The organism is Ramlibacter sp. (assembly GCF_035655895.1).
Classification (GTDB): Bacteria; Pseudomonadota; Gammaproteobacteria; order Burkholderiales; family Burkholderiaceae_C; genus Ramlibacter.
In genome coordinates this window covers 447,190-474,138 of record NZ_DASRTN010000013.1, presented here as the reverse complement: position 1 = coordinate 474,138, position 26,949 = coordinate 447,190, and the positions used below count along the sequence as shown (strand labels likewise).

Below are 26,949 nucleotides of genomic sequence, written 5' to 3'. Positions count from 1 at the left end.
GGCGTGAGCCCAGCAGTGAAAGGGAAACGCCGATGATACGGGCTCCCCCGCGCTGCGCCCTTAGACAGGAATGAGGGACTGTGGCGCGGATGCCGCGCGCATCCGCATCCCGCCGCGCGCCCGTGCGGGGCAGCCAACGCCCCCGCGAACGCGGGGTTGACGACTGCTCCCCGGATGGGGCAGCAGTCTCCTTCAGCGCGGCAGGTCGCTGAATCCCATCAGGAACTCGTCGACCGACCGCGCCGCCTGACGGCCCTCCCGGATCGCCCACACCACCAGCGACTGACCGCGGCGCATGTCGCCCGCCGCGAACACCTTGGGGACATTGGTGGCGTAGCCACCAATGAACTCGGTGCTGGCCTTGGCATTGCCGCGGGCATCCTTGTCGACCCCGAAGGCCTCGAGCACGGTGGCGACCGGGCTCACGAATCCCATCGCCAGCAGCACCAGGTCGGCCTTGAGCACCTGCTCGCTGCCCGGCACCTCCTGCATCTTGCCGTCCTTCCATTCGACGCGGACGGTCTTGACGCCGGTGACCTTGCCCTTCTCGCCCAGGAATTCCTTGGTCGCGATGGCGAACTCGCGGTCGCAGCCTTCCTCGTGCGACGAGCTGGTGCGCAGCTTGTACGGCCAGTACGGCCAGGTGAGGGGCTTGTTCTCCTCCTCGGGCGGCTGCGGCATCAGCTCGAACTGCACGACGCTGGCGGCGCCGTGACGGTTGCTGGTGCCCACGCAGTCGCTGCCGGTGTCACCACCGCCGATCACGATGACGTGCTTGCCATCCGCGCGCAGCTGGCCCTTGACCTTGTCGCCGGCATCCACCTTGTTCTGCTGCGGCAGGAACTCCATCGCGAAGTGCACGCCCTCGAGCTCACGGCCGGGAACCGGCAGGTCGCGCGACTGCTCCGCACCGCCAGTGAGCAGCACGGCGTCGAACTCCTTCTTCAGCTGCTCGGGGCTGATGGTTTCCTTGGCCCAGTTGGTGACCTTCGAGCCCTTGGGCAGCTCGCCCACCATCACGCCGGTGCGGATGGTCACGCCCTCGGCCTTCATCTGCTCCACGCGGCGGTCGATGTCGCGCTTTTCCATCTTGAAGTCGGGAATGCCGTAGCGCAGCAGGCCGCCCACGCGGTCGTTCTTCTCGAACAGGGTCACGTCGTGGCCCGCCCGCGCCAGCTGCTGGGCAGCCGCCATGCCCGCGGGGCCCGAGCCCACGACGGCCACCTTCTTGCCGGTCTTGATGCGCGGGACACGCGGCTGCACCCAGCCGTTGTCCCAGGCGCGGTCGGCGATGGCGCGCTCGATCGACTTGATGCCGACCGCCACATCGTTGACGTTGAGGGTGCAGGCTGCCTCGCACGGGGCCGGGCAGATGCGGCCGGTGAACTCGGGGAAGTTGTTGGTCGAGTCCAGCACCGTCCACGCGTTCTTCCAGTCCTGGCGGTAGACCAGGTCGTTGAAGTCGGGGATGACGTTGTTGACCGGGCAGCCCGAATTGCAGAACGGAATGCCGCAGTCCATGCAGCGCGCGCCCTGCACCTTGGCCTGCTCGTCGGTCAGGCCGACGACGAATTCCTTGTAGTGCTTGACCCGCTCGGGGACAGGCTTGTAGCCCTCCTCGACGCGCTCGTACTCCATGAAGCCGGTGATCTTTCCCATTGCTCTCGCTCCGTCTCTTCGTTTGGGCTCAGGCGGCGGCGACGCCGTCGGTCTTCATCGCCAGCTTCGTGTCGTTGCCGGCGCTGGCGGCCGCCACTTCGCGGCCGTGCATCTCGGCCAGCGCGCGCTTGTATTCGTTCGGGAAGACCTTCACGAACCTGCCACGCGTCTCCTTCCAGTTGTCCAGGATCTCGCGGGCGCGGCGACTGCCGGTCCAGCGGTTGTGGTCCTCCAGCAGCTTGCGCAGCAGCACCTCGTCGGCCTGGTCGGCGTGCAGCTTGGTGCGCGGCGCCGCGGCCTTCTGCTCCTCCGCCGACAGCACCCGCTCCAGCGACACCATCGAGGTGTTGCAGCGGCTGGCGAACTGGCCGTCCTCGTCGTAGACGTAGGCCACGCCGCCCGACATGCCGGCGGCGAAGTTGCGGCCCGTCCTGCCCAGCACGGCGACGGTGCCGCCGGTCATGTACTCGCACCCGTGGTCGCCGGTGCCCTCGACCACCGCGGTCGCGCCCGACAGGCGCACGGCGAAACGCTCGCCGGCCACGCCGCTGAAGAACGCCTCGCCGGTGGTCGCACCGTACAGCGCGGTATTGCCGATGATGATGTTGCGCATCGCTTCGCCGCGGAAGTCGATGCTGGGCCGCACCACGATGCGCCCGCCCGACAGGCCCTTGCCCGTGTAGTCGTTGGCGTCGCCGATCAGGTACAGCGTGATGCCGCGCGTGAGGAACGCGCCGAACGACTGGCCGCCCGTGCCTTCCAGCTGGATGCGGATGGTGTCGTCGGGCAGCCCCTCGGGGTGCACCTTGGTCACCGCGCCAGAGAGCATGGCGCCCACGGAACGGTTCACGTTGCGCGCCACCTCCATGAACTGCACGCGCTCGCCGCGCTCGATGGCCGGCCTGCTGCGCTCGATCAGGATGTTGTCCAGGCTCTTGTCCAGGCCGTGGTCCTGGTTCTCCACATGCAGGCGCGGCACCTCGGCCGGCACCAGCGGCTGCGCGAGCAGGCGGGTGAAGTCCAGGCCGCGCGCCTTCCAGTGCTCGATGCCCTTCTTCATGTCCAGCAGGTCGGTGCGGCCGATCAGCTCGTCGAACTTGCGGATGCCCAGCTGCGCCATGATCTGGCGCACCTCCTCGGCGACGAAGAAGAAGTAGTTGACGACGTGCTCGGGCTTGCCCGCGAACTTCTTGCGCAGCGCCGGGTCCTGCGTCGCCACGCCCACCGGGCAGGTGTTCAGGTGGCACTTGCGCATCATGATGCAGCCCTCGACGACCAGCGGCGCGGTGGCGAAGCCGAATTCGTCGGCGCCCAGCAGCGCGCCGATGGCGACGTCGCGGCCGGTCTTCATCTGGCCATCGGCCTGCACCCGGATGCGGCCGCGCAGGCGGTTGAGCACCAGGGTCTGCTGGGTCTCGGCCAGACCGATCTCCCAGGGAGAGCCGGCATGCTTGATGGACGACCAGGGCGAGGCGCCCGTGCCGCCGTCATGGCCGGCGATCACCACGTGGTCGGCCTTGCACTTGGCCACGCCGGCGGCGATGGTGCCCACGCCCACCTCGGACACCAGCTTGACGCTCACCGATGCGTGAGGCGCCACGTTCTTCAGGTCGTGGATCAGCTGCGCCAGGTCCTCGATCGAGTAGATGTCGTGGTGCGGCGGCGGCGAGATCAGGCCCACGCCAGGGACCGAGTAGCGCAGCTTGCCGATGTACTTGGAGACCTTGCCGCCGGGCAGCTGGCCACCTTCGCCGGGCTTGGCGCCCTGCGCCATCTTGATCTGGATCTGGTCGGACGACGACAGGTACTCCGCGGTCACGCCGAAGCGGCCGGAGGCCACCTGCTTGATGCGCGAGCGCAGTGAGTCGCCTTCCTTCAGCGGGATGTCGACTTCGACCACGTCGCTGCCGATGATCTGGGCCATCGTCTGGCCATCGCGGATCGGGATGCCCTTGAGCTCCTGGCGGTAGCGCGCCGGATCCTCGCCACCCTCGCCGGTGTTGCTCTTGCCGCCGATGCGGTTCATGGCCACGGCCAGGGTCGCATGCGCCTCGGTGGAGATCGAGCCGAGCGACATCGCGCCGGTCGCGAAGCGCTTGACGATCTCCTTGGCGGGCTCGACCTCGTCGACGGGGATCGCACGGGACGGGTCGACGCGGAACTCGAACAGGCCGCGCAGCGTCATGTGGCGGCGGCTCTGGTCGTTGATCAGCTGCGCGTATTCCTTGTAGGTGCTCCAGTTGTTGGCACGCGTGGAGTGCTGCAGCTTGGCGATGGCGTCGGGTGTCCACATGTGCTCTTCGCCGCGGGTGCGCCAGGCGTACTCGCCGCCGGCGTCCAGCATGCTGGCCAGCACCGGGTCGTCGCCGAAGGCGGCCTTGTGCATGCGGATCGCCTCCTCGGCGATCTCGAACACGCCGATGCCCTCGACGCGGCTGGCGGTGCCCGAGAAGTACTTCTCGACCGTGTCGCTGTTCAGGCCGATGGCCTCGAACAGCTGGGCGCCGCAGTAGCTCATGTACGTGCTCACGCCCATCTTGGACATGATCTTGGACAGGCCCTTGCCGATCGCCTTGACGTAGTTGTAGATCGCCTTCTCGGCCGACAGGTCGCCAGGCAGGTCCTTGTGGATCGAGACCAGCGTCTCCATCGCCAGGTACGGGTGCACGGCTTCGGCGCCGTAGCCGGCCAGCACGCCGAAGTGGTGCACTTCGCGGGCGGTGCCGGTCTCGACCACGAGGCCGGCCGTGGTGCGCAGGCCTTCGCGGACCAGGTGCTGGTGGATCGACGACAGCGCCAGCAGCGCCGGGATCGCCACCTGCTCGGGGCCGACCGCGCGGTCGCTGATGATGAGGATGTTCTTGCCGCTGCGGATGGCGTCGACGGCCTCGGCGTTCAGGGAGGCGAGCTTGGCCTCGACGCCTTCATGGCCCCAGGCCAGCGGGTAGGTGATGTCCAGCGTGTAGCTGCGGAACTTGCCCTGCGTGATCTTCTCGATGCTGCGCAGCTTGGCCATGTCCGCGAAGTCGAGGATCGGCTGGCTGACCTCCAGCCGCATCGGCGGGTTGACCTGGTTGATGTCCAGCAGGTTGGGCTTGGGGCCGATGAAGGACACCAGCGACATGACGATCGCCTCGCGGATCGGGTCGATCGGCGGGTTGGTCACCTGGGCGAACAGCTGCTTGAAGTAGTTGTAGAGCGGCTTGTTCTTGTTGGACAGCACGGCGAGCGGGCTGTCGTTGCCCATCGAGCCCACGCCTTCCTCGCCGGCCTGGGCCATCGGCGACATCAGGAACTTGATGTCTTCCTGGGTGTAGCCGAACGCCTGCTGGCGGTCGAGCAGGGAGACGTCGCTGGCGGATGCCTCGCCCGTGTCCTGCGACAGGTCGTCCAGCTTGATGCGCAGGTTCTCGATCCACTGCTTGTACGGGCGGCTGTTGGCGAGCGAGGCCTTGACCTCCTCGTCGTCGATCATGCGGCCCTGCTCCAGGTCGATCAGGAACATCTTGCCCGGCTGCAGGCGCCACTTGCGCACGATCTTGTTCTCGGGCACGGGCAGCACGCCCGATTCGGAGGCCATGATGACCAGGTCGTCGTCGGTCACGCAGTAGCGCGACGGACGCAGGCCGTTGCGATCGAGCGTGGCGCCGATCTGGCGGCCGTCGGTGAAGACGATCGAGGCCGGCCCGTCCCAGGGCTCGAGCATGGCCGCGTGGTACTCGTAGAAGGCCTTGCGTCGGCCGTCCATCAGCGTGTGCTGCTCCCACGGCTCGGGGATCATCATCATCACGGCCTGGCTGATCGGGTAGCCGGCCATCGTGAGCAGCTCGAGGCAGTTGTCGAAGGTGGCGGTGTCGGACTGGCCGGCGAAACTGATCGGATAGAGCTTCTGCAGGTCGGCCCCGAGGACCGGCGAAGACATCACGCCTTCGCGCGCCTTCATCCAGTTGTAGTTGCCCTTGACGGTGTTGATCTCGCCGTTGTGGGCGACGTACCGGTAGGGGTGGGCCAGCGGCCACTCGGGGAAGGTGTTGGTCGAGAAGCGCTGGTGGACGAGCGCCAGGGCCGAGACGCAGCGGGCGTCCTGCAGGTCGAGGTAGTAGGTGCCCACCTGGTCGGCCAGCAGCAGGCCCTTGTAGACCACGGTGCGGCTCGACATCGACGGAACGTAGTACTCCTTCGAGTGCTTCAGGCGCAGGTTCTGGATGGCCGCGCTGGCGGTCTTGCGGATGACGTACAGCTTCCGCTCGAGCGCGTCCTGCACGATCACGTCGCTGCCGCGGCCGATGAACACCTGCCGCAGGATCGGCTCCTTCTGGCGCACGGCGGGCGACATCGGCATGTCGCGGTTCACCGGCACGTCGCGCCACCCGAGCAGCACCTGGCCTTCGGCCTTGATCGCCCGCTCGAGCTCCTGCTCGCAGGCCAGCCGGGAGGCATGCTCCTTGGGCAGGAAGATCATCCCGACGCCGTACTCGCCCGGCGGCGGCAGCGCGACGCCCTGCTTGGCCATCTCTTCGCGGTAGAGCGCATCGGGCAGCTGGACCAGGATGCCGGCGCCATCGCCCATCAGCTTGTCGGCGCCGACGGCGCCGCGATGGTCGAGGTTCTCCAGGATCTTGAGACCCTGCCGGACGATGTTGTGGCTCTTCTCGCCCTTGATGTGCGCCACGAAGCCGACGCCGCAGGCGTCATGCTCGTTGGCCGCCGAATACAGCCCTTGGTCTTGCAGGTGGGAAATCTCGGCAGCCGACGCCATGGCTCGCTCCAGTCCAAAAATCAGGGTTTGCGAGGATACGGCACCGCAGCATCCATGCCAAGCGAAAAGAAATGGGGTCAGACTCCGTTTTCGAGACTACGGTCGCCTACCGCACCTAAATGGGGGACAGATCAAGAGGACTGTGTGGGCTTCCGGGGTCGCCCAGGCGCGCGTGGCGCGGGACGCCGGCCCGTCCGCTCAGCCAGCGTGGTCATGAAGGTGTCGTCGCCGACCGCCCAGCCGCGGAAGGTGTCGTCGGTCAGACGTCGCTGGACGTCGGCCGGCAGCCCTCGGGCGACCAGTTCCGCATAAGCCTGCTCGCGCGCAAACGGCGTGTTGCCCAGATCCCAATACAGCGGGTGGGGCGTGACCAGCCGGTCCGGCGCACCGCCGATGTAGAGGCGGTGGCTCGACCACGCGTGGTCCGCGGGCACGGACACCAGACCTTCGCGGACGGGATTGAGGTCCATGTAGACCATGCAGGCAAGCAGGTAGCGCTCGGGTTGGATCAGCGTCGAGCGGTACCGCCCTTCCCAGAGCGTGCCGGTGCGCCCCTGCCGGTCGTTGAAATGGCGAACGTAGCGGCGGCCGATCGACTGCATCAAGGCACCGAGTGCTCCGGCCTCCTTGGGCGTCGCGAGGAGGTGGAAATGGTTGTCCATCAGCACGTAGGCATGAACCGCCACGCCGCACTCTCGGCTGCCGCCATCGAGCAGGTCCAGCAGGAGCCGCCGGTCGGCGTCGTCGGCGAAGATCGACTGCCGGTTGTGGCCACGCTGGATCACGTGGTGCGGCAAGCCGGGAACGGTCAGGCGCGGAAGACGGGCCATGGAAGCAAGGAGGATCGGGTCGCCATTGTCGGTCAGCAGCTTCTGACGGCCGCGCGCGCCGGCTGCCGACAGACGGGCGCGCAGTGCCCCGTGAACATCGCCCACAGGACCTTCGGAGCACGCACCATGTCATTCGCTATCTACATGATCGGGTTCCTGGTGTTCATGGCAGGCGTGGTCTGGGCCGCGGTCGTCGTGGGCGTGCCGCAGGCGTACATCGCCATCGGCGCGGTGGTGCTGCTGGCGGTCGCGATCGTCTTCGTCGTGACGCGCAGCCGCCGACTCCCGCCCAGCCGACGGCTCTAGGCCGGCAGCCCTGGGAAGCGGCCCGCCTCGAGCTCCTGCAGCCCGAACTCGCCAAGCAGCGCGCGCAGGCGCTGCGCCGCGCTGCGCTTTTTCTGGCCGGTGAACTTGGCCAGGATCAGCTCGTTCTTGAGGCTGTGTTCCCAGCCGACCAGCTCGGTCACGGTGACCTGGTAGCCGCTGGCCTCCAGGTACAGGCAACGCAGCACGTTGGTCAGTTGGCTGCCGATCTCGCGCGTGTGCAGGGGATGCCGCCAGAGCTCTGCCAGTGGCGTGCGCGACAGGGACAGCGCCTTGTTCTGGCGCAGCGTGGCCGCGACTTCGGCCTGGCAGCACGGCACCAGCACCATGGCCCGGGCTTGCTTCCGCAGGCCGAACGCGATCGCGTCGTCGGTCGCGGTGTCGCAAGCGTGTAGCGCCGTGACCAGGTCGATGCGCTCGGGCAGAGCCTGCTCCTGCGCGGCGTCCGCCGCGCTGATGGCCAGGAAGCTCATCCGCTCGAATCGCAGGCGATGGGCCAGTTGCTGCGAACGGGCGACGAGTTCCGACCGGGTCTCGATGCCGTAGACATGGCCGCGGCCAAGGGTCCGCAAGGTCAGGTCGTAGAGGATGAAGCCCAGATAGGACTTGCCGGCGCCATGGTCGGCGATGGTCGGCCCGCCGTCCTCCGCCGGGAGCTCGTCGAGCAGCTTGGCGATGAACTGGTGCAGATGGTAGACCTGCTTGAGCTTGCGACGCGAATCCTGGTTGAGCTTACCTTCCCGGGTCAGGATGTGCAGCTCCTTGAGCAGATCCACGGACTGGCCGGGACGCAGGTCCGGATCGGTCACCGCCGTCATGATCGCTCCACGCCGAGGGCGCGCCAGCCGTCGGGGCCGAGTTGCCGCAGGGTGGCGATGTTGGCGCCGAAGATCGCCTCGGCATCCGGGAAGGCATCGACGGCCCGGTCGATGCTCGCCTCACGCAGGAGATGCAGCGTCGGCCAGGGCGCACGGTTCGTGCAGTGGCCCATGTCGTCCTCGGCGGCATCGGCGAAGCGGAACGCCGGATGGAAGCTGGCCAGCTGGACCGTGCCTTCGCAGCCGGCGCGCCGCAGGCGGCGCTCGCCCTGCCGGACCAGTTCATTGAACAGCAGGAAATCGTCGAATCCGGCGGGCACCATCAGCATGGTCGTGTCGCGCTGGTCCGGCGAGCGCGCCACCAGCTCGCGCAGTTCGGCCACCAGGTCGTCGAGCACGCCCGCCACGTCGGATGCCGCGCTGACGGCGTAGTGGATCTGCCCCTTGACGTGCACCGCCTTGGCAAACGGGCACAGGTTCAAGCCGATCACCGCTCGCTCGAGCCAGCGCTGCATGTCGGCGACGACACGGGAGGGCGACGGGGAAGCGGCAGTCATGGCGTCCATGGGGAGCGGCGATTCTAGGCGCCGCGCCGTGCCTCCAGCAGGCCCGCCCAGCGCGCCAGCACAAGGCCGCAGGCCGCGCAGCCGGTCGTGACGGTCCAGCTCCACTGCCAGCCGCCCGCGCGCGCGGCGACCCAGGCCACCAGCGGCGGTCCGGCGAACTGCCCGAGCGCCGACCACTGCTGCATCCAGCCCACCGTCGCGGAGACCGTCCCCTCGCCCGGCGCGACACGCACGGCAAGCGAGAACAGCGTGCCCGGGATGATGCCGCCCACCAGCGAGAAGGCGAGGATGGCGGCGTAGCGCACCGCTGCGGCAGGCGCGCCGTCGCCACCCCAGGGAGCGAACGCGACGATGCTGCCGGCGCCCATCGTCAGGAAACCTGCGGTGAGCAGTTGCCGCGCGCCCACGCCCCGCTGCAACAGCCGCCCGGATGCGAGGTTGCCACCCATGTTCACCGCGGCGGCAAGTGCGGTGGCGACCGCGGCGGTGGCCGGTGCAAGGCCCGCCTCCAGGTAGATCGCCGGCAGGAAGCCGACGACCGCGAGCCATTGCGCCGAGTAGGCCCCGAAGGCAAGCGCGACCATCCAGGGCCCGGGGGCGCGCAGTGTCCGCGCGATGGCGGCACGCCAGGGAAGGGGCGGGCCGGGCGACCCCGGATCGGGCGGCACCGCGACGGCGAGGGCCAGCGCGGCGCCGAGCGACAGCACGCCCAGCAGCCACCACCAGGCCATCCAGCCCGCCCAACCGATCCAGGCGGGGCCGGCCAGCAGAGCCGCCGCGGTCGCGAACGGCATGTAGGCGCCCCACACGCCCAGCATCGCGCTCATGCGCTGCGCAGGCACCAGCCGGCGGATCAACGCCGGCGCGGGCATCGAAGCGAGCAGGAACCCCAGACCTTCCAGGCCCCGGAGCACGAGCAGCAGCGGCACCGAACTGGCCTGGCCGCCGGCCAGGCTGGCCGCCCCGGTGACCAGCAGGCCGGTGAGCATGGTGCGGCGCAGGCCGAAGCGGTCTGCCGCCAATCCGACCAGCAATCCGAGTGTCATCCCCGCCAGCTGGACCAGGGACAACAGGAAACCGGCTTCGACGAGGCCCAGCCCCAGCGTCTGCCGCAGCACGGGCAGGGCGGGCGGAAGCTTGCCGACGTGCAGGGCCGCGGCCACCCCGCCCAGCACGACCAGCCATGCCGCCGGGACGCCCTGGAGCCGCCGCATCAGGGCAGCAGCCGGCGACCGGTGAGCCGCTCGTGTTCGCGCGCCGCGAAGCGGTCGGTCATGCCGGCGATGTAGTCGGCGATCGCCCGCTCGCGGTCGGGCCGCGCCGCGAATCCCGCCTGCAGTTGCGACGGGTCGTCGGCGTAGGCGGCGAAGAGCTCGCGCACGACCCGCTTGGCCTGGCCGGTGGTCTCGACCACCTGCGGATGCCGGTACAGGTTGCGCAGCAGGAAGTGCTTCAGGGCCGAGGAGCGGGTCCGCATCGGCTCGCTGAAGCGCACAACGGGCGATGAGCGCCGCGCCTCGTCGGCGCTGCGCACCTTGCCGTCCTCCAGGGCCTGCCGCGTGGCCGCGATGACGTCGTAGACCTGCGCGCTCAGCATGCGGCGGATCGCTTCGTAGAGCAGTCGGCGCCCCTCCAGGTGCGGATGATCGGCGAGCGCCTCGTCGCGGAAGCTGGCAAACAGCTCGACCGCGTCCAGCTGCTCGAGGGTGAGCAACCCGGAACGGACGCCGTCGTCGATGTCGTGTGCGTTGTAGGCGATCTCGTCGGCCAGGTTGCACAACTGCGCCTCGAGGCCAGGCTGCGTGCGCTCCAGGAAGCGCCGGCCCACACCGCCGGGCTCCAGCTCCTCCAGCCGCTGCGCATTGGCCCGCGAGCAATGCTTGAGCACGCCTTCACGCGTCTCGAAGGTGAGATTGAGACCGTCGAAGCAGGGGTAGCGCTCCTCCAGGGAGTCGACCACCCGCAGGCTCTGCAGATTGTGCTCGAACCCGCCGTGGCCGGCCATGCAGTCGTCCAGGGCGTCCTGGCCGGCGTGGCCGAACGGTGTGTGCCCGAGGTCGTGCGCCAGCGCGATCGCCTCGACGAGGTCTTCGTCCAGGCCCAGTGGGCGCGCGATGGACCGCCCGAGTTGCGCGACCTCCAGCGAGTGCGTCATGCGGGTGCGGAACAGGTCGCCCTCGTGGTTCAGGAAGACCTGGGTCTTGTAGACCAGTCGGCGGAAAGCGGTGGAATGGACGATTCGGTCCCGATCGCGCTGGTACTCGGTCCGTGTCGGGGCCGCGGCTTCCGGGTGGCGCCGTCCGCGCGAACGTGACGGGTCGCTGGCGTACGCGGCACGTGCCGGACGTCCCTGCTCTGCCCCATCCGGATGCGACATGGCCAGCTGCCTCAGGCCGTGCAGTGCCGCACGACGTCCCGCACCAGCGCCTCGGGCGCGGCCCGCACGCCGGCCCGACCCGGGGCCTCGATCACGACGAAGCGGATGTCGCCGGCTTCCGACTTCTTGTCCAGGCGCATCAGCTCGAGATAGCGATCCGGCCCCAGGGCGGGCCCGCGCACCGGCAGGCCGGCCGCCTCGATCAGGCGGGTCAGGCGCTCGACGAAACCCGCATCGACCAGTCCGAGACGCTGCGACAGTTGCAGGGCCATGACCATGCCGCACCCGACCGCCTCGCCGTGCAACCACTCGCCGTACCCCAGTCCGGCCTCGATGGCATGTCCGAAGGTGTGGCCGAAGTTCAGGATCGCGCGCAGGCCGGCCTCGCGCTCGTCCTGCCCCACCACCCACGCCTTGATCTCGCAGCTGCGGCGCACCGCATGCGCGACGGCCTGCGACTCGCGCCGCAGCAGTTCGCCGAGGTGGGCCTCGATCCAGTCGAGGAAGGCCATGTCGGCGATCGGCCCGTACTTGATCACCTCGGCGAGCCCGGCGCTGAACTCGCGATCCGGCAGCGTGACCAGGGTGTCAAGGTCGCAGACGACCAGCGCGGGCTGGTGGAACGCGCCGACCATGTTCTTGCCGAGCGGGTGGTTGATGGCCGTCTTGCCTCCTACCGAGGAGTCGACCTGCGCCAGCAGCGTGGTCGGTACTTGCACGAACGGGACCCCGCGCATGTAGCACGCCGCCGCGAACCCCGTCATGTCGCCGACGACGCCCCCGCCCAGCGCGAACAGGACCGTCTTGCGATCGCACGCATGTCCCAGCAGGCCGTCGAAGATGCGGTTGAGGGTCTGCCAGTCCTTGTGCGCCTCGCCGTCCGGCAGCACGACCTTGTGCACCGTGGCGTAGTGCGGCCGCAGCGCCAGGCACAGTGCCTCCAAGTACAGTGGTGCAACGGTGTCGTTGGTGACCACCAGCGCCGCCGCCGAGCGTGGCAGGCCCGACCAGGTGCCGAACGCCCCGAGAAGGCCCGTGCCGATGCGAATGGGGTAGCTGCGGTCGCCCAGATCGATGGCGACCTCGTGCAGCACGGATGGCTCGTGCGATGCGGCGGACATAGGGCCGCAGTGTAAGCGGCCGACCGCGCCTCAGCCGGTGCCCAGCAGGCCTGCCAGCTCCAGTTGCATGGTGATCATGTTGACCAGCGTGTTCACCGATGGCCGGCCGGTCTCGACGACGAAGTCGGCCGTTTCCCGGTACAGCGGATCCCGCTCGGCAAACAGCTGGCGCAACTTGTCCTGCGGATCGGGCACCTGCAGCAGCGGACGCTGGGCGTCCCGTCGCAGCCGCCGCCAGAGCTCGCCGGCGGTGGCATGGAGGTAGACCACCGGGCCGGCTTCCCGCAGCTTCTGCCGATTGGCTTCCCGCAGCACGGCGCCACCGCCGGTGGCCAGCACGCACTGGCGGCCTGCAACGATCTCGGCCAGCACCTGCTGCTCGAGATCGCGGAAGCTCGCCTCCCCCTCGCGCTGGAAGTACTCGCGGATCGAGCAGCCGATGCGCTGCTTGATGACGTGGTCGGAGTCGGTGAAGGGAATCCGCAGCCGACGGGCGAGCTGGCGTCCGACCGTCGACTTGCCCGAGCCGGGCAGGCCGACCAGCACCAGCGTGTGGAGGTGGTCGGCCCGGGGGATCAAGTCAGGTCAGCGCGCCGCGCCGCGGTCGGCGATCATCTTCGGCGTGATGAACACCAGCATCTCCTGCTTGTTGGAGCTGCGCTCGCGGTTCTTGAACAGGTTGCCCATCACCGGGATGTCGCCCAGCACCGGCACCTTCGTTTCGCTCTCCAGTTCGTTCATCTCGAAGATGCCGCCGATCACCACCGTGCCGCCGTTCTCCACCAGCACCTGGGTGCGGATGTGCTTGGTGTTGATGGCGATGCCCGCGGCCGTGGTCTCGCCGCGGCTGTCCTTGCTGATGTCCAGGTCCAGGATCACGTTGCCCTCGGGCGTGATCTGGGGCGTGACCTCCAGCTTCAGCGTGGCCCGGCGGAATGCGACGGAGGTCGCGCCGCTGGACGTGGCCTGCTGGTAGGGGAACTCCGTGCCCTGCTCGATCAGCGCCTTGGTCTTGTCCGCGGTGACGACGCGGGGGCTGGACACCAGCTTACCTTTGCCGTCCGCTTCCAGGGCCGAGATCTCGAGGTTCAAGAGACGTGTCAGACGCGATTCGAACAGCGACAGCGCGAATGTGGCGGGAGCGAAGCCCCCGACGCCGGCAGACGGAAGGTTCACGAAGCTTCCTGCCGTCGTTCCGATGTTCTCGCCTAGGACTGGCGTCGTACCGGTGGGCACGTTCGGGTTGATGTACGTGGCACCAAACATCGTGTTCTGGCTTCCGTTCAGGGTGAACGGACGGCCGCCCAGGCGCACGCCCAGCGACTTGCCGAACGTGTCCGAGGCTTCCACGATGCGGGCCTCGATCAGGACCTGCCGCACGGCGATGTCGAGCTTGCCGATCAGATCCTGCACGCTCTCGAGCCGGCTCGGGATGTCGGTCACGAACAGCTGGTTGGTGCGCGGTTCGGCGATGACGCTGCCGCGGGCGCTGAGCACGCGGTTGGCGACGGGCCCGGCGGTGAGCTGGCCGGCGATGTCGGCAGCGCGCGTGTAGTTCAGCTGGAACGACTGGGTGCGCAGCGGCTCCAGGCTCTGGATGGCGGCGCGTGCCTCGAGGTCCAGCTTCTCCTTCGCAGCGATCTCGTCCTTCGGGGCGATCCACAGCACGTTGCCGGTCTTGCGCAGGCCCAGGCCCTTGGCCTGCAGGATGATGTCCAGCGCCTGGTCCCAGGGAACATCCTTCAGGCGCAGCGTGACCGCGCCGGTGACCGAGTCGGAGGTCACGATGTTGAAGTTGGTGAAATCGGCGATCACCTGCAGCAGCGAACGCACCTCGATGTTCTGGAAGTTCAACGAGAGCTTCTCGCCGGTGTAGCCCGGACCCTGCGACAGCTTGTTCGGGTCGATCTTCGGCTGGCGGACCTCGACCACGAACTGGTTGTCGCTCTGGTAGGCGCTGTGTTCCCACGTGCCCTTGGGCTCGATGACCACGCGGACACGATCGCCGACCTGGGTCGTGGTCACGCTCTGGACGGGCGTGCCGAAGTCCGTCACGTCGAGGCGACGGCGCAGGCCTTCCGGCAGGGTGGACTTGAGGAAGTCCACCACCAGGTTCTGGCCTTGCTGGCGGATGTCCACACCGACCTGGTTATTCGGCAGTTCCACGACCACGCGGCCAGCGCTGTCGGCGCCACGGCGGAAGTCGAGGTCCTTGATTGGTTGCGCATCCCGGCTGCGGCTCTCGGCAAATGCACCCTGGCTGCTCGCCAGCGGCGCGACGGACGCGCCGACCGGGTCGAGCGCGACCAGCAGCGAACGGCCGTCCAGCTGGGCCTTGTAGCCCGTGGCGGCCTTGAGGTTGAGCACCAGGCGCGTCCGCTCACCTGCGGTGACCACGTTGACGGAACGCACGTTGCCCTGGTTCATCTCGACCGAGGCGCGGCCCATGCCGTTGCCGGCCCCGGGCACATCGAGCGCGATGCGGGCGGGCGACTGGATCGTGAAGCCGGCCGGCACGGCGGGAAGCGGCTGCGAGAAGTCGATGCGCACGACCTCCACCCCACCCTGCACCGAAGTGCTCACCGACTCCACCAGTGTCTGCGCCTGCGCCATGGCCGTCTGGGCGAACGCCAGCAGCCCCCCACACAGGCCAGGAGCCTCCCCCAAGCCATCAGTTTCTGTTTGTTCATTTCGACCTCTCTTGCAATTGGAGCGTCGCGGGGCGCTCGATCCACTCGCCCGCCGCGTCCTGCACGATTTCCCGCAGCACCACTTCCGCCTCGCTCACCTTGAGGATGCGGCCGTAGTTCTGGCCAAGGTAGTTGCCGGGGCGGACCTGGTACAGCAGGTTGTCCACCTTCACCAGCGCGACCGGCTGGCCCTGCTTGAGCAGGCTTCCCACCATCGCCATGGTGTCCAGCGGATAGCTCTCCAGCGGTTCCTTGCGGCGCGCCAGTTCAGGCGCCAGCAACGCCGCGCTGGACGTCGATTGCGCCGTCTCGCGCTTGAGTGCCTGCGTGAGTTTCTGGTTGCTGAACGGGTCGAAGGCCGCCTCCATGATGTAGGCCTGCGGACTGAACTTCTTCGGCTCCGGAATCGGCTGCACCTTCGGCTTGGTCTGTGCCCGCTGCTCGTTCATCCACTGCTGGATCTCCTCCTGCTGCGACGAGGCGCAGGCAGCGAGGGTCAGCACCAGCAACAGGGGCGCCATGCGGATGGCGTTCATTTCTTGGGTCCTCCTGCCTTGCGCTGCTTGTCGACTTCTTCCGCATCGAGATAGCGGAAGGTCTTGGCTGTCGCATCCATCAGTAGCGCGCCGTCCTTGGCGGGGGAGACGTTGAGGTTGTTGAGGGTCACGATCCGCGACAGGTTGGCGATGTCAGATGCGAATGCGCCGATGTCGTGGTAGCGGCCGGTCACGCGAACCGAAATCGGCAGCTCCGCGTAGTACTCCTTGACGCTGACCTGCCCGGGGCGGAACAGCTCGAAGCTCAGGCTGCGCCCCAGGCCCGCCTGGTTGATGTCCGACAGCAGCGCGTCCATCTCGGCCTTGCTCGGCAGCTGCTTTTCAAGCTGGGTGACGTACTGCTGCACCTGCTCGCGCTGCTTCTTCAACGCTTCCAGGTTGACGGCCTGCGCCAATTTTTGCGAATAGTCGGCCTTGAGCGCCTGCTCCTTCTTGCGCTCGGCTTCGAGTTCCTGGTCAGATGTTTCCAGCCAGGCGAACCAGAGGCCGGCGACGATGAGGACCATCAGGCCCAGGCACGCCAGGAGGCGCGGCAGCAGCGGCCAGGTGGCCGGATCGTTGGGATCGAGTCCCTGGAACTGGGAAACGACCTTCTGCTGAAGGGCGGCCAGGTCGAATTTGGGGGCGGTATTGGCCATGGTGGATCAGCTCTTGGCAGGCGCCGCGGGTGCGGCCAGGGCTGCGGCCGACGCTCCCGAGGCGGCGGATGCCGCACCGGCCGCTTTGTTGACTTCGCTGGACCGCAGCAGACGCACGCGCATGTTGAAGTTGGCGACACGGCGCGTGTCGCGCGGGCTGAGCGCGACCGACGCCGCCACGATTTCGACCAGCTCGGGACGGGTCAGGTAAGGGCTGTTGCCACCCAGATTGCGCAACAACTCGGACACGCGCTCGTTGGATTGCGCCACCCCGGTCAGGTTCACCAGCTGGTTGTCCTGGCGGACACTGGTGATGTAGACGCCATCCGGCAGCTGGCGCACCAGCTCGTTGAGCAGGTGCACGGGCATGTTGCGGTCGGCCTGCAGGTCTTCCACGGCCTGCTGGCGAGCGCGCAGCGAGGCGATTTCCTGCTGGAGGGTCGAGATTTCCTTGATCTGGTTTTCCAGCCGCTTGATCTCGGTCTGCAGGACCATGTTCTTGGTCTGCTGGTGCGAAATCTGGGTCTGGTACCAGAGGAAGATGACGCCCGCGACGACGCCGGCTGCAAGCCCCGCGAGGCCAAGCGACGCGAAGAATGTCTCGCGCCGGCGTTTGCGTGCCGCCTCGCGGTGCGGCAACAGGTTGATCAGGATCACTGCAGGAACCTCCGCATCGCCAGACCGCACGAAGTCAGGTAGGACGGCGCTTCGCGCCGCAGCTTCTTCTCCCGCACGCCGCTGCCCAGGCGCATGCCGTCGAAGGGATCGGCCAGGGCACACGGGAAGGACGTTTGGGCCGTCACGGCGTCGTTCAGCCCGGGCAGGGCCGCGGACCCACCGGCCAGCATGATGTGGTCGACGCGGTTGTGGGGCGTGCTGGTGAAGAAGAACTGCAGCGCGCGGGCCACTTCCTGGGCCATGCTGTCGACGAAGGGGCGCAGCACGGCGCCTTCGTAATCGTCGGGCAGCTCGCCATTGCGCTTCTTGGCTTCGGCTTCCTCGGGCGAGAAGCCGTACTGGCGCACGATCAGCTGGGTGAGCTGGGCGCCGCCGAAGGCCTGGTCGCGGTCGTACAGGACCTCGTCGTTGCGGATCACCTGCATGCTGGTGGTGAACGCACCGACTTCGAACAGCGCCACCATGGTGTCGACACCGTCATTGGGCAGCGACTGGATCAGGCGGCCCGCAGCCAGGCGCGACGAGTAGGACTCGATGTCGAGGACGACCGGCTTGAGTCCTGCCGCCTCGGCCAGACCCTGGCGGTCCTGAACCTTCTCCTTGCGGGAGGCGGCGATCAGCACCTCGACATCGCCTGCAGACGCCGGGCTCGGCCCGACCACGCAGAAGTCGAGACTCACTTCGTCCAGCGAGAACGGGATGTACTGGTTGGCCTCGGCCTCGACCTGCACCTCCAGCTCCTGCTCGCTGAGCCCACCCGGAAGAATGATCTTCTTGGTGATCACGGCCGATGGCGGCAACGCCATCGCCACATTGCGCGTGCGCGTGCCGCTCTTCTTGACCAGCCGCCGGATCGCGTCCGCGACTTCGTCGAATTTCTCGACGTTGCCGTCCGTGATCCAGCCGCGTTCGAGCGGCTCCATTGCACAACGCTCGAGCACCAGAGTGCCCGACTTATCCCGCCCGAGCTCCACCAGCTTCACGCTCGATGAGCTGATGTCCATGCCCAGCAGGGGCGCCGGTTGCCGGCTCAACAACGATCCCAGAGAGATCAACTTGGAACTCCTCCCCCGCATGTCTGCGAGTGGTAACAAACTTAAGATTCCACTTCAATGCTAGCAGTAACATCCTTGTCGCCCAAAGGAATTTCCCGGCGAGCCCTGTACAGACCGTTGCCAAAAACCGACGTGGATGAGGTCTCATGCGCAACCTCGGCAGCAGGTGTTGCGAGGTTCGTGCAGGTTCGCCTTGGCCCGACGTTTTCCAGCCCGACAGTGAGCTGCAGGTCGATTTCTATAATCTGCGCGGGCTTCAGCCCTTTGTCTTATGCCCACCGATTCCCGCTCTGACGACTCATCCGCCCGCCGCCGCAAGACGGGAGGCGACGGCACCTGGCAGAGCCGGATCGGCCGCGCCCTGTTGTGGTGCGCCGGCGCCGTTGCTGCTGCAGCGCTGTCGGTCCTCATCCTGGTGGCCGTGGCGCTTGCCGTGGCCTATCCCAACCTGCCGGACATCTCGGAGCTGTCGGATTACCGGCCCAAGCTGCCCCTGCGCGTGTACTCGTCCGACGGCGTGATGCTCGGCGAGTTCGGGGAGGAGCGCCGCAACCTGACCCCCATCGCGCAGATCCCGGCCGTGATGAAGAACGCCGTGCTGGCGATCGAAGATGCCCGCTTCTACTCGCACAGCGGCATCGACTACCGGGGCCTGCTGCGCGCCGCCGTCGCGAACATGGGGCGAGCCAAGAGCCAGGGCGCGTCGACCATCACGATGCAGGTGGCCCGCAACGTCTATCTGTCGTCGGAGAAGACCTTCACGCGCAAGCTGTACGAGGTCCTGCTGACCTTCAAGCTGGAACACCTGCTCACGAAGGACCAGATCCTCGAGATCTACATGAACCAGATCTTCCTGGGCAACCGGGCCTACGGCTTCGCGGCGGCGTCCGAGGCGTATTTCGGCAAGCCCATGAAGGACCTGACCATCGCCGAGGCGGCGATGCTGGCCGGCCTGCCCAAGGCCCCGTCGGCCTACAACCCGATCAGCAACCCGAGCCGCGCCCGCTCCCGCCAGCAGTACATCATCGAGCGCATGGCCGAGAACGGCTTCATCACGGCCGATCAGGCCGAAGCCGCCAAGCGACAGGAACTGAAGATCCGACCCGCCAGCGACCATGGCCGCGTGCACGCCGAATACGTGGCCGAGACGGTGCGGCAGCTGGTGTTCGCCCAGTACGGCGAGGAGGCCTACACACGCGGCCTGAACGTGGTCACCACGGTGAACGCCGCCCAGCAGGAGGTCGCCTACAGGGCCCTGCGCAAGGGCATCATGGACTACGAACGCCGCCAGATCTACCGCGGCCCCGAGGAGTTCATCGATCTGCCGGCCGACAAGAAGGACCTGGACGACGTCGTGGACGACGCCCTGGCCGAACACCCCGACAACGGCGACGTCATGGCGGCCGTGGTCCTCGAGGCCAGTCCCAAGCGCATCGTCGCGATCCGCCAGAACGCGGAGCGCTTCGAGATCGTGGGCGAAGGTTTGCGCCCGGCCCAGTCGGGCCTGTCCGACAAGGCGCCGCCGAAGATCAAGATCCGCCCCGGCGCGGTGATCCGTGTCGTCCGCACACCCAAGAACACCTGGGAGATCACCCAGCTCCCCGAGGTCGAAGGTGCCTTCGTGGCGCTCGACCCACGCACCGGTGGCGTGCAGGCGATGGTCGGGGGATTCGACTTCTACAAGAACAAGTTCAACCACGTGACCCAGGCCTGGCGGCAGCCGGGCTCGGGCTTCAAGCCGTTCATCTATTCCGCCGCTCTCGAGAAGGGCTTCACGCCGGCCACGATCGTGAACGACGCGCCGCTGTTCTTCGATGCGGGCGTGACCGGCGGCCAGCCCTGGGAACCGAAGAACTACGACGGCAAGTTCGAAGGACCGATGCCGCTGCACTCGGCTCTGGCGAAGTCCAAGAACATGGTGTCCATCCGCATCCTCCAGGCGGTGGGAACGCAGAACGCCCAGGACTGGATCACCCGGTTCGGGTTTGAGGCGGAAAAGCATCCGGCCTACCTGACAATGGCGCTGGGGGCCGGGTCCGTCACGCCGATGCAGATGGCCACCGGTTATGCCGTGTTCGCCAACGGTGGCTACCGCGTCAACCCGTGGCTGATCCGGAAGGTGACCGACCACCGCGGCAAGGTGCTGGTGGAGACCCAGCCGCCGCTGCCCACCGAGGCGATGCGCGCCATCGATGCACGCAATGCCTTCATCATGGATCGGCTGCTGCAGGAGATCACCCGCTCGGGCACGGCCGCCGCGGCCCAGCGCATCCTCAAGCGGGGAGACGTTTACGGCAAGACCGGCACCACCAACGACTCGATCGACACCTGGTTCAACGGTTTCCATCCGTCCCTGGTCGCGGTCGTTTGGATGGGGTATGACAACCCGCGCCCCTTGGGCGACCGCGAGACGGGCGGCAGCATGAGCCTGCCGGTCTGGATCAACTTCATGGAATCGGCGCTCAAGGGTGTGCCCGAGGTCTCGCCGGCCGCACCGGAAGGCGTGGTCAACGTCGGCGGCGAGTGGTTCTACGAAGAGTATTCGCGCGGCGGCGGTGTCAGCAGCCTGGGCCTGCCGGTGCCCGCCCCCAGCGACCCCGCCGTTCCGGCGCCGGTCAGCCCCGGGGGCGAAGCCGGCACGCCGGGAGGCGTGGGAGCGGCGGCCGACAAGAGCCTGCTGAACTCGGGCGGCGTGCCGCCCGCCCCGCAGCGCCCTCCAGAAGAGCGTCGCGGCATTCTCGACCTGTTCCGCAACTGAGTGCGGAAAGCGCCGCTCAGGCGCTGAAGGTGAGCGGCTGGCCGCCCTGGTGGGAGGCCTGGAGGGTGAGGTTCTCGAAGAACTCGCCCTGCCCCTTCGTGTCCATCCAGCGGGTCCCGTCAAAGCGGTAATGGAAGCCGCCGGCCTTGGCCGCGAGCCACACCTCCTGCAGCGGCTTCTGCAGATTGACGATGATTTGGCTGCCGTTGCGGAACGTCAGGGTGACCATGCCACCCACCCGCTGGCTGTCGACGTCGGCATCGGTGGCGTCATTGATCCGGTCGCAACTCGCCTCCACCGCTCGCAGCAGGGCTTCGGCATGGTCCATGTACTCGGGATCGGTCATTGCGGGCTCGTCAACGTGTGCAGGCGGTGGGACATTGGGCCGATTATTGCGAAACGCGCTCGGGGCATCGACGCCGCAGCCGACGTAGGTCAGCCGTTTCCCGCTCGCGCCTGGCTCAATCTGGCCGCTTGAAGCCTTCGATGAACTGCGGTTCGTAGCCTTTGCCGCGCAGCCAGTCGGCCAGCGCGTAGCCGGTCCCGGCCGGCCAGCACTTCACCTGGCCGTGGTCGTACAGCTTGTAGTCCGCCAGCTCCGGCGACAGCCGCACCTCGCCGCGCGCCTGCACCGCATAGGCGATGATGACCTGGTTCATGCGCCGGAAGTCGTAGACGCCGATCAGCGAGAGCGAGGTCACGTCGAGGTTCGTCTCTTCCTTCACCTCGCGCGAGATGCCATCCTGGGGCGTCTCGCCGGCTTCCATGAAACCGGTGATCAGGGCGTACATCTTCCCCGGCCAGGCGGCGTTGCGCGCCAGCAGGATTTGTCCTTGGTACTCCACCACCGCCGCGAGCACCGGCGTCGGGTTGTTCCAGTGTGTCCAGCCGCAGGCTGGGCAGCGCAGGCGCTCCTTGGGTCCGCCATCCTCCTGCAGGACGATCGGCTGCAACGCCGTGGCGCAGGCCGGGCAGAACTTGTAGGGCGAGGTCATGGGTCCTGTCCTGAGGGAGCGCGGTCGATCAGGCCGGGAAGACGCCGGTGGAGAGATAGCGGTCGCCGCGGTCGCACACCACGAACACGATGGTGGCGTTCTCCACCTGGGCGGCGATCTGCTGCGCCACCCAGCAGGCCCCCGCCGCCGAGATGCCCGCGAAGATGCCTTCCTCACGCGCGAGGCGGCGGCACATCTCTTCCGCATCGTCCTGGCTCACCAGGACCAATTGGTCGACGTGGGAGGGGTCATAGATCTTCGGCAGGTACTCCTGCGGCCATTTGCGGATCCCCGGGATGCGAGAGCCCTCGCTGGGCTGCGCACCCACGATCTGCACTCTCGGACTCTTCTCCTTGAGGTACCGCGACACGCCCGTGATGGTGCCGGTGGTGCCCATGGCGCTCACGAAGTGGGTGATGCGGCCGCCGGTCTGCTCCCACAACTCGGGACCGGTGGTCTCGTAGTGGATGCGCGGATTGTCGGGATTGGCGAACTGGTCGAGCACCTTGCCCTTGCCTTCGCGCTGCATGTTCTCGGCCAGGTCGCGGGCATACTCCATGCCGCCGCTCTTGGGCGTGAGGACCAGTTCAGCACCGAACGCCTTCATGGTCTGCGCACGCTCGATGGACAGGTCCTCCGGCATGATCAGGACCATGCGGTAGCCCTTGATCGCCGCGGCCATCGCCAAGGCGATGCCGGTGTTGCCGGACGTGGCCTCGATCAAGGTGTCGCCGGGCTTGATCTCGCCGCGTTCCTCCGCGCGCCGGATCATCGACAGCGCGGGCCGGTCCTTGACCGAACCGGCAGGGTTGTTGCCTTCGAGCTTGCCGAGCACGACGTTGCGGCGGGCCTGGTTCTCGGCAGCGCCGATGCGCTGCAGCGCCACGAGCGGCGTCTTGCCCACGGCGTCTTCAATGGTGGGATAGCGGCGCGGATCCATCGCACCACTGTGCCATAATTTTTGGCTTGCGCTCTCAACGCCGCCGGAGTGGCGAAATCGGTAGACGCAGCAGACTCAAAATCTGCCGGTGGCAACACCGTGCCGGTTCGATTCCGGCCTCCGGCACCACATCGCATCGGTCACATGGCCGCTGCGATCTCACATGCGGCACCAGGCAAGGCGTCCCTCAGGCCGCTGCAGGCAGCCAGCGATTGCACCCGAAGTCGTCCGTGATGCACAGCGATGCGCCGTGCCCGGTCCGGTCGGCAACGCCGGCGCCGCCGGCTCGGGCCAGCTGCGCTTGGTCTGCCTGCGTCGACACGTCGTGCGGCCCGACCCGGACCGTGCCCATGTGCCGGATTGCCGTGCAGAGCGAGTAGGCCGTGGCTGCGGCCACCAGGCTGCCGGCACCAGCCGTCTTCTCGACCTGGACGATCGCGGGCCCCTTGAAGCGGCAGGTTCGACAGAATTGCTCCATCGCGGCAGTGTAGAGGCGCACCGTCGAGCAGCGAGGCGCAAGCCGCAGGATCGGCCCGCCATGCGGATTCTTCGCGCCGGACGTGCCAGAAATGCGACGCCGGGGCGCCAGCAGCATTCCCTTCTTGCGGTCCAAAAAAGACGCCCGGCACTGGGCCGGGCGAAGGAACCTCCATGGCTGGGGTCGCAACCAAGATCGACCCCGGACAGATGATCGCCAGCGTGGCAGAGCCGCCGAGTCAGGCTGAGCCTCAATGCCTGGCTCGGCCGTTTCCGATCATGGCGTAGGACCGTGTCGCCACCGAATAGCCCCGGGGCGGGCGCCTCAGCGGATTTCGAATTGATCGAGCGATTTGCCTTGGGCCAGTGCGTCCACGACCCATTGCGGCTTGCGGCCACGCCCGCCGGACCAGCTTTCGCCATTCGGGCCGCGGTATTTGGCAGGCGCCTTCGGTGAATTGCCATTTCGGCGGCCGGACCTTGCCGGGGGTGGCGAGCCGCCGAAGCCGAGATCGCGCACGGTCAGACCATAGGCCTTCATCTTGTCCTTGATGTCCGCAATCGCCTGCTCGGTTTCCTGCTGCCGCAACTGCTCGGCCTGGGCCATCAGCTTTTCGGCCTGTTCCTTCAGCTCAAGATACGTCGCCATTTTCGAATTCCTTTTTGTTCGGGAATCCGAATTTAATGGAAAGCATGGTGTTCTGAAATACTTCAGCCATCCCGGCGGCCGGGCGTCCGTCCATAGTCGTCTTCGACACGAACGATATCGTCTTCGCCCAGATAGCTTCCGGACTGCACCTCGATCATCTCGAGCGGCGTCTTGCCAGGATTGCGCAAGCGATGCACTTCGCCCAGTGGAATGTAGGTTGATTGGTTTTCGGTCAACAGGAAGGTCTCGGCGCCGCGCGTGACCTCTGCCGTGCCGCGCACGACGACCCAATGCTCGGCACGGTGGTAGTGCAGTTGCAAGCTGAGGGAGGCGAGTGGCTTGACCACGATCCTTTTGACCTGGAAGCGCTCCCCCGCCTCGATCGAGTCGTAGAACCCCCACGGCCTCGCCACCTTTCGATGACTCACGGCCTCTGGGCTGCCGCGCCGCTCCAACTCGGCCACCACATCCTTCACCTGTTCGGCAGCGTCGCGCCGGGTCACGAGCACCGCGTCGGGGGTGTCGACGATCAGCAGGTCATCCACCCCGAGCGCGACGACGCAGCGGTGCGGTGCGTGGATGAAGTTGTTCCTGGCGGCGACCGCGTATCCCCGGCCTTCGACGCGATTTCCATCGGCGTCAGCAGCGGACATCTGCGCGACGGCATTCCAGCTGCCGACATCGCTCCACGCGCCGGAGAATGGATACACCACGACATTGGGGTGCCGTTCGATGACGGCGTAGTCGATGCTTTGCGATCGGCAGGGCTGCAGCGGCTCGGCAGCAGGCCGGCGAAAGGAGCCGTCAACCTTGGCCTCCGCCATGGCCACACGGCAGCTGGCCAAGATGTCCGGAGCATGCTGCGCCATTCCTTCCAGAAACGCTGCGGGTGTGCAGAGAAAGATTCCGGCATTCCACAGAACGTCACCGCCGAGGATCAATTGCTCGGCGGAAGATGCATCCGGTTTTTCGAGGAATTGCCGAACGGTGTGTCCGCCGTTTTCCCGCGGCTGGCCCTTCTTGATATAGCCATAGGCCGTGCTCGGGAAGGTCGGCTGAACGCCGAATGTGACGATGGCCCCCTCGAGCGCGGCCGGCACAGCCTCCCGGACCATCCGCCCGAACGCGGAGGCATCGGGGATGTGGTGGTCGGAAGGACAGAAGAGCAGGACATGCTCGCCTCCAGTATGCGCCGCCAGCGCCGCCAGCGTCATCGCGGCCGCGGTGTTGCGGGCGACCGGCTCGAGAATGATGGAGCCCGTCAACTGCGTTGCGGTCAGTGTCTCCTGCACCAGGAAGCGATGCTCCTCCGACCCGACACAGATGACTCCGATCTCCGGGTCTGCCAAGCTGCCGACCCGTTGCAGCGTCAGCGAAAGCAGGCTCCGGCCATCCACGAGTGGAACGAATTGCTTGGGGAATGCCTTGCGGGAGAGCGGCCACAACCGGGTGCCGGACCCACCGCAGAGAATGACGGGCTGAATGGAGGCCATGAGATTCCTGTGTTCAAAGGATGCTAGCGCAACATTTGGCTGCTCGGCAGCTGATCATTGACCACTTCGTGCAATGGCGGTCGACGGATTGCAGGGGTCTTTGCTTCGGCGCATTCTGGGGGACCACTGCCAGGAGTCTCCATGGTCCGCGCCCTCCGAGCTCTTCTCCATCCAGCCGCCCGCCAGGTGCTCGCGGCATGTACCCTGGCACTGATCTCCGTCCCCGGCATCCCGACCCATGCCGCCAACGTCGAGTCGCAACAGCAAGCCGCCATCGAGGCGTTGACCCGGAGCCGCGCGGCGGTCGTCGGGGTGGAGGTCACAGCAGTTGGAGGGGCGCGTTCGGCGGACACGCTGGGCCAGCGCCGCAGCGGTTCCGGCGTCGTGATCGGTGCCGATGGGCTGATCCTGACCATCGGCTACTTGGTGCTTGAAGCCGAAACAATCCAACTCACAACGCATGCGAATCAAAGCATGCCAGCGCGCGTCGTGGCCTACGACTTGGCCACGGGATTCGGACTGGTGCGTCCCTTGCTGCCCTTGCGCGGGGTTCGACCGGTCAAGATGGGTGCGTTGGCCGACCTGCATCCGGGCGATGCGGTGATTGTCGCCACCGGTGGTGAAGACGGCGAGGTCGCAATGGCCCAGGTCGTCGGGAAGCGGCCGTTCTCCGGCTATTGGGAGTACCACATCGATGCCGCGTTTTTCACCAGTCCGCCGGTCGGCAACCACAGTGGGGCAGCGCTGCTCAACTCGCGCGGCGAACTGCTGGGCATCGGCAGCCTTCTGGTCGGCGATGCGAGCGGCGAAGGCAAGCCACTGCCAGGCAACATGTTCGTTCCCGTCGATCTGCTCAAGCCCATCCTGGCGGAGTTGCAGCAGAACGGCTCGTCGCGACAGAGCCGCAGACCTTGGCTGGGCCTGACGTCGGCCGAGCGCCAGGGGCGCGTCCAGGTGGTGCGCGTCACCAAGGACAGTCCCGCCGAAGCCGCGGGACTCGAGCCCGGCGACGTGGTGGTCGCCGTGGACGGAACGGAGGTCGCCACCCTGGAGACGTTCTACAAAAACCTCTGGGCGCGGCCCAGCCCTGACGCGGAAGTTCGCCTCACGGTGCTTCGCGGGTCGATCACCAGGGCCGTGACGCTCAGAGGCGTGGATAGGACGACCACGATTGCCAAGCCCGCCGGCATCTGAGCGCAAAAGGCCGCACATCGCTGCGGGCCTGGCCGCAGTCCTACACAGCCGCTTGAACTTTTCCGGCGACCTTCATCCCGGCCGTGGCTAGCCTTCCCCTTCAGGCTGAGCCTTTGACTGCAGGGAAGCGACTTGTCCGATCTACACGACCAACCTTGGCTTCGCAAGCTCGCGAACCTGCTGCGGCGCTGGGGCGCGATCGCCGCGGCCGGGATGGTCGTGCTGCTGCTGTCGCAAGGCCTTTGGTGGTGGCAGACGTGGCCGGTTCGGCAACTGGTCGACCTGTCGCCGCCCGTCGGCGCCACGCAATGACCGGGCGGCTGTTGTCTCGTGCTCGGCATTGGCTGCCTGCGCTGGATGCCCGTCAGGTG

The 26,949-nt window shown here is 67.3% G+C and carries 24 protein-coding genes and 1 tRNA gene; 5 read left to right on the top strand and 20 right to left on the bottom strand.

Annotated elements, in window-relative coordinates; genetic code table 11:
* Window positions 1-192: 192 nt before the first annotated feature.
* From VFE82_RS16655 to VFE82_RS16645, 3 genes are all read right to left on the bottom strand, one after another.
* Window positions 193-1,659 carry a glutamate synthase subunit beta gene (locus VFE82_RS16655; RefSeq protein WP_325001432.1) on the bottom strand — a complete coding sequence of 489 codons (1,467 nt, stop codon included), beginning with the start codon at window positions 1,657-1,659 and terminating at the stop codon, window positions 193-195.
* A gap of 28 nt (window positions 1,660-1,687) precedes the next feature.
* Complete coding sequence (locus VFE82_RS16650; protein WP_325001431.1) at window positions 1,688-6,418, bottom strand: glutamate synthase-related protein; 4,731 nt, start codon at window positions 6,416-6,418, stop codon at window positions 1,688-1,690.
* 131 nt (window positions 6,419-6,549) lie between these two features.
* Window positions 6,550-7,248, bottom strand: coding sequence for a transposase (locus tag VFE82_RS16645; protein ID WP_325001510.1), 699 nt, complete (start codon window positions 7,246-7,248; stop codon window positions 6,550-6,552).
* 126 nt (window positions 7,249-7,374) lie between these two features.
* Here VFE82_RS16645 and VFE82_RS16640 point away from each other — a divergent pair, with 126 nt between their 5' ends.
* Window positions 7,375-7,554, top strand: a complete 180-nt coding sequence (locus VFE82_RS16640) for a hypothetical protein (RefSeq protein ID WP_325001430.1) — start codon at window positions 7,375-7,377, stop codon at window positions 7,552-7,554.
* Here VFE82_RS16640 and VFE82_RS16635 read toward each other — a convergent pair.
* The 11 genes from VFE82_RS16635 to VFE82_RS16585 all read right to left on the bottom strand — a co-directional run bounded on the left by VFE82_RS16635 (window position 7,551) and on the right by VFE82_RS16585 (window position 18,072).
* Window positions 7,551-8,390 carry an SAM-dependent methyltransferase gene (locus VFE82_RS16635; RefSeq protein ID WP_325001429.1) on the bottom strand — a complete coding sequence of 280 codons (840 nt, stop codon included), beginning with the start codon at window positions 8,388-8,390 and terminating at the stop codon, window positions 7,551-7,553. The two genes, VFE82_RS16640 and VFE82_RS16635, sit on opposite strands and share 4 nt — an antisense overlap.
* The gene (locus VFE82_RS16630) at window positions 8,387-8,947 is read right to left on the bottom strand and encodes a DUF1415 domain-containing protein (protein WP_325001509.1); all 561 of its coding nucleotides are present in this window, start codon (window positions 8,945-8,947) and stop codon (window positions 8,387-8,389) included. The genes VFE82_RS16635 and VFE82_RS16630 overlap by 4 nt, the downstream gene beginning before the upstream one ends.
* A gap of 23 nt (window positions 8,948-8,970) precedes the next feature.
* Window positions 8,971-10,170 carry an MFS transporter gene (locus VFE82_RS16625; protein ID WP_325001428.1) on the bottom strand — a complete coding sequence of 400 codons (1,200 nt, stop codon included), beginning with the start codon at window positions 10,168-10,170 and terminating at the stop codon, window positions 8,971-8,973.
* A complete protein-coding gene (locus tag VFE82_RS16620; protein WP_325001427.1) occupies window positions 10,170-11,333 on the bottom strand; it encodes a deoxyguanosinetriphosphate triphosphohydrolase in 1,164 nt (387 codons plus the stop codon). Before VFE82_RS16620 ends, VFE82_RS16625 begins: the two co-directional genes overlap by 1 nt.
* 11 nt (window positions 11,334-11,344) lie before the next feature.
* Window positions 11,345-12,454: a 3-dehydroquinate synthase gene (gene aroB, locus VFE82_RS16615; protein ID WP_325001426.1), complete on the bottom strand. Its 1,110-nt coding sequence runs from the start codon at window positions 12,452-12,454 to the stop codon at window positions 11,345-11,347.
* A gap of 30 nt (window positions 12,455-12,484) precedes the next feature.
* The gene (locus VFE82_RS16610) at window positions 12,485-13,033 is read right to left on the bottom strand and encodes a shikimate kinase (RefSeq protein WP_325001425.1); all 549 of its coding nucleotides are present in this window, start codon (window positions 13,031-13,033) and stop codon (window positions 12,485-12,487) included.
* Between the two features lie 6 nt (window positions 13,034-13,039).
* The gene (pilQ, locus tag VFE82_RS16605; RefSeq protein WP_325001508.1) at window positions 13,040-15,067 is read right to left on the bottom strand and encodes a type IV pilus secretin PilQ; all 2,028 of its coding nucleotides are present in this window, start codon (window positions 15,065-15,067) and stop codon (window positions 13,040-13,042) included.
* A 73-nt stretch (window positions 15,068-15,140) separates the two neighbouring features.
* Window positions 15,141-15,680: a pilus assembly protein PilP gene (locus tag VFE82_RS16600; RefSeq protein WP_325001424.1), complete on the bottom strand. Its 540-nt coding sequence runs from the start codon at window positions 15,678-15,680 to the stop codon at window positions 15,141-15,143.
* Window positions 15,677-16,339, bottom strand: coding sequence for a type 4a pilus biogenesis protein PilO (locus VFE82_RS16595; RefSeq protein ID WP_325001423.1), 663 nt, complete (start codon window positions 16,337-16,339; stop codon window positions 15,677-15,679). The genes VFE82_RS16600 and VFE82_RS16595 overlap by 4 nt, the downstream gene beginning before the upstream one ends.
* A 6-nt stretch (window positions 16,340-16,345) precedes the next feature.
* A complete protein-coding gene (locus VFE82_RS16590; protein ID WP_325001422.1) occupies window positions 16,346-16,996 on the bottom strand; it encodes a PilN domain-containing protein in 651 nt (216 codons plus the stop codon).
* Window positions 16,993-18,072, bottom strand: coding sequence for a pilus assembly protein PilM (locus VFE82_RS16585; protein ID WP_325001421.1), 1,080 nt, complete (start codon window positions 18,070-18,072; stop codon window positions 16,993-16,995). The genes VFE82_RS16590 and VFE82_RS16585 overlap by 4 nt, the downstream gene beginning before the upstream one ends.
* Window positions 18,073-18,343: 271 nt before the next feature.
* On the opposite strand from VFE82_RS16585, the gene VFE82_RS16580 reads away from it, so the two are divergent.
* Window positions 18,344-20,830 (top strand): penicillin-binding protein 1A, encoded by a 2,487-nt coding sequence (locus tag VFE82_RS16580; protein WP_325001420.1) that lies wholly within the window; start codon window positions 18,344-18,346, stop codon window positions 20,828-20,830.
* 16 nt (window positions 20,831-20,846) lie between these two features.
* Here VFE82_RS16580 and cyaY read toward each other — a convergent pair whose 3' ends face one another.
* The 3 genes from cyaY to cysM form a co-directional block, all read right to left on the bottom strand.
* Complete coding sequence (cyaY, locus tag VFE82_RS16575; protein ID WP_325001418.1) at window positions 20,847-21,176, bottom strand: iron donor protein CyaY; 330 nt, start codon at window positions 21,174-21,176, stop codon at window positions 20,847-20,849.
* Between the two features lie 115 nt (window positions 21,177-21,291).
* Complete coding sequence (locus tag VFE82_RS16570; protein WP_325001417.1) at window positions 21,292-21,825, bottom strand: NUDIX hydrolase; 534 nt, start codon at window positions 21,823-21,825, stop codon at window positions 21,292-21,294.
* Window positions 21,826-21,853: 28 nt separating this feature from the next.
* Window positions 21,854-22,765, bottom strand: coding sequence for a cysteine synthase CysM (gene cysM / locus VFE82_RS16565; RefSeq protein ID WP_325001416.1), 912 nt, complete (start codon window positions 22,763-22,765; stop codon window positions 21,854-21,856).
* 42 nt (window positions 22,766-22,807) lie between these two features.
* On the opposite strand from cysM, the gene VFE82_RS16560 reads away from it, so the two are divergent.
* Window positions 22,808-22,894: transfer RNA gene (locus VFE82_RS16560), tRNA-Leu, on the top strand.
* A gap of 58 nt (window positions 22,895-22,952) precedes the next feature.
* Here VFE82_RS16560 and VFE82_RS16555 read toward each other — a convergent pair.
* From VFE82_RS16555 to VFE82_RS16545, 3 genes are all read right to left on the bottom strand, one after another.
* Window positions 22,953-23,378: a hypothetical protein gene (locus tag VFE82_RS16555; protein ID WP_325001415.1), complete on the bottom strand. Its 426-nt coding sequence runs from the start codon at window positions 23,376-23,378 to the stop codon at window positions 22,953-22,955.
* Window positions 23,379-23,567: 189 nt separating this feature from the next.
* A complete protein-coding gene (locus tag VFE82_RS16550) occupies window positions 23,568-23,891 on the bottom strand; it encodes an H-NS histone family protein (RefSeq protein WP_325001414.1) in 324 nt (107 codons plus the stop codon).
* A gap of 62 nt (window positions 23,892-23,953) precedes the next feature.
* On the bottom strand, window positions 23,954-25,384 hold the full coding sequence (locus tag VFE82_RS16545; protein WP_325001413.1) for a mannose-1-phosphate guanylyltransferase/mannose-6-phosphate isomerase: 1,431 nt from the start codon (window positions 25,382-25,384) through the stop codon (window positions 23,954-23,956).
* A 141-nt stretch (window positions 25,385-25,525) separates the two neighbouring features.
* Between VFE82_RS16545 and VFE82_RS16540 the strand changes: the two genes are divergently transcribed.
* Both VFE82_RS16540 and VFE82_RS16535 read left to right on the top strand, forming a co-directional pair.
* Window positions 25,526-26,578 (top strand): S1C family serine protease, encoded by a 1,053-nt coding sequence (locus VFE82_RS16540; RefSeq protein WP_325001411.1) that lies wholly within the window; start codon window positions 25,526-25,528, stop codon window positions 26,576-26,578.
* A gap of 132 nt (window positions 26,579-26,710) precedes the next feature.
* On the top strand, window positions 26,711-26,890 hold the full coding sequence (locus VFE82_RS16535; RefSeq protein ID WP_325001410.1) for a hypothetical protein: 180 nt from the start codon (window positions 26,711-26,713) through the stop codon (window positions 26,888-26,890).
* The last annotated feature ends 59 nt before the right edge of the window (window positions 26,891-26,949 follow it).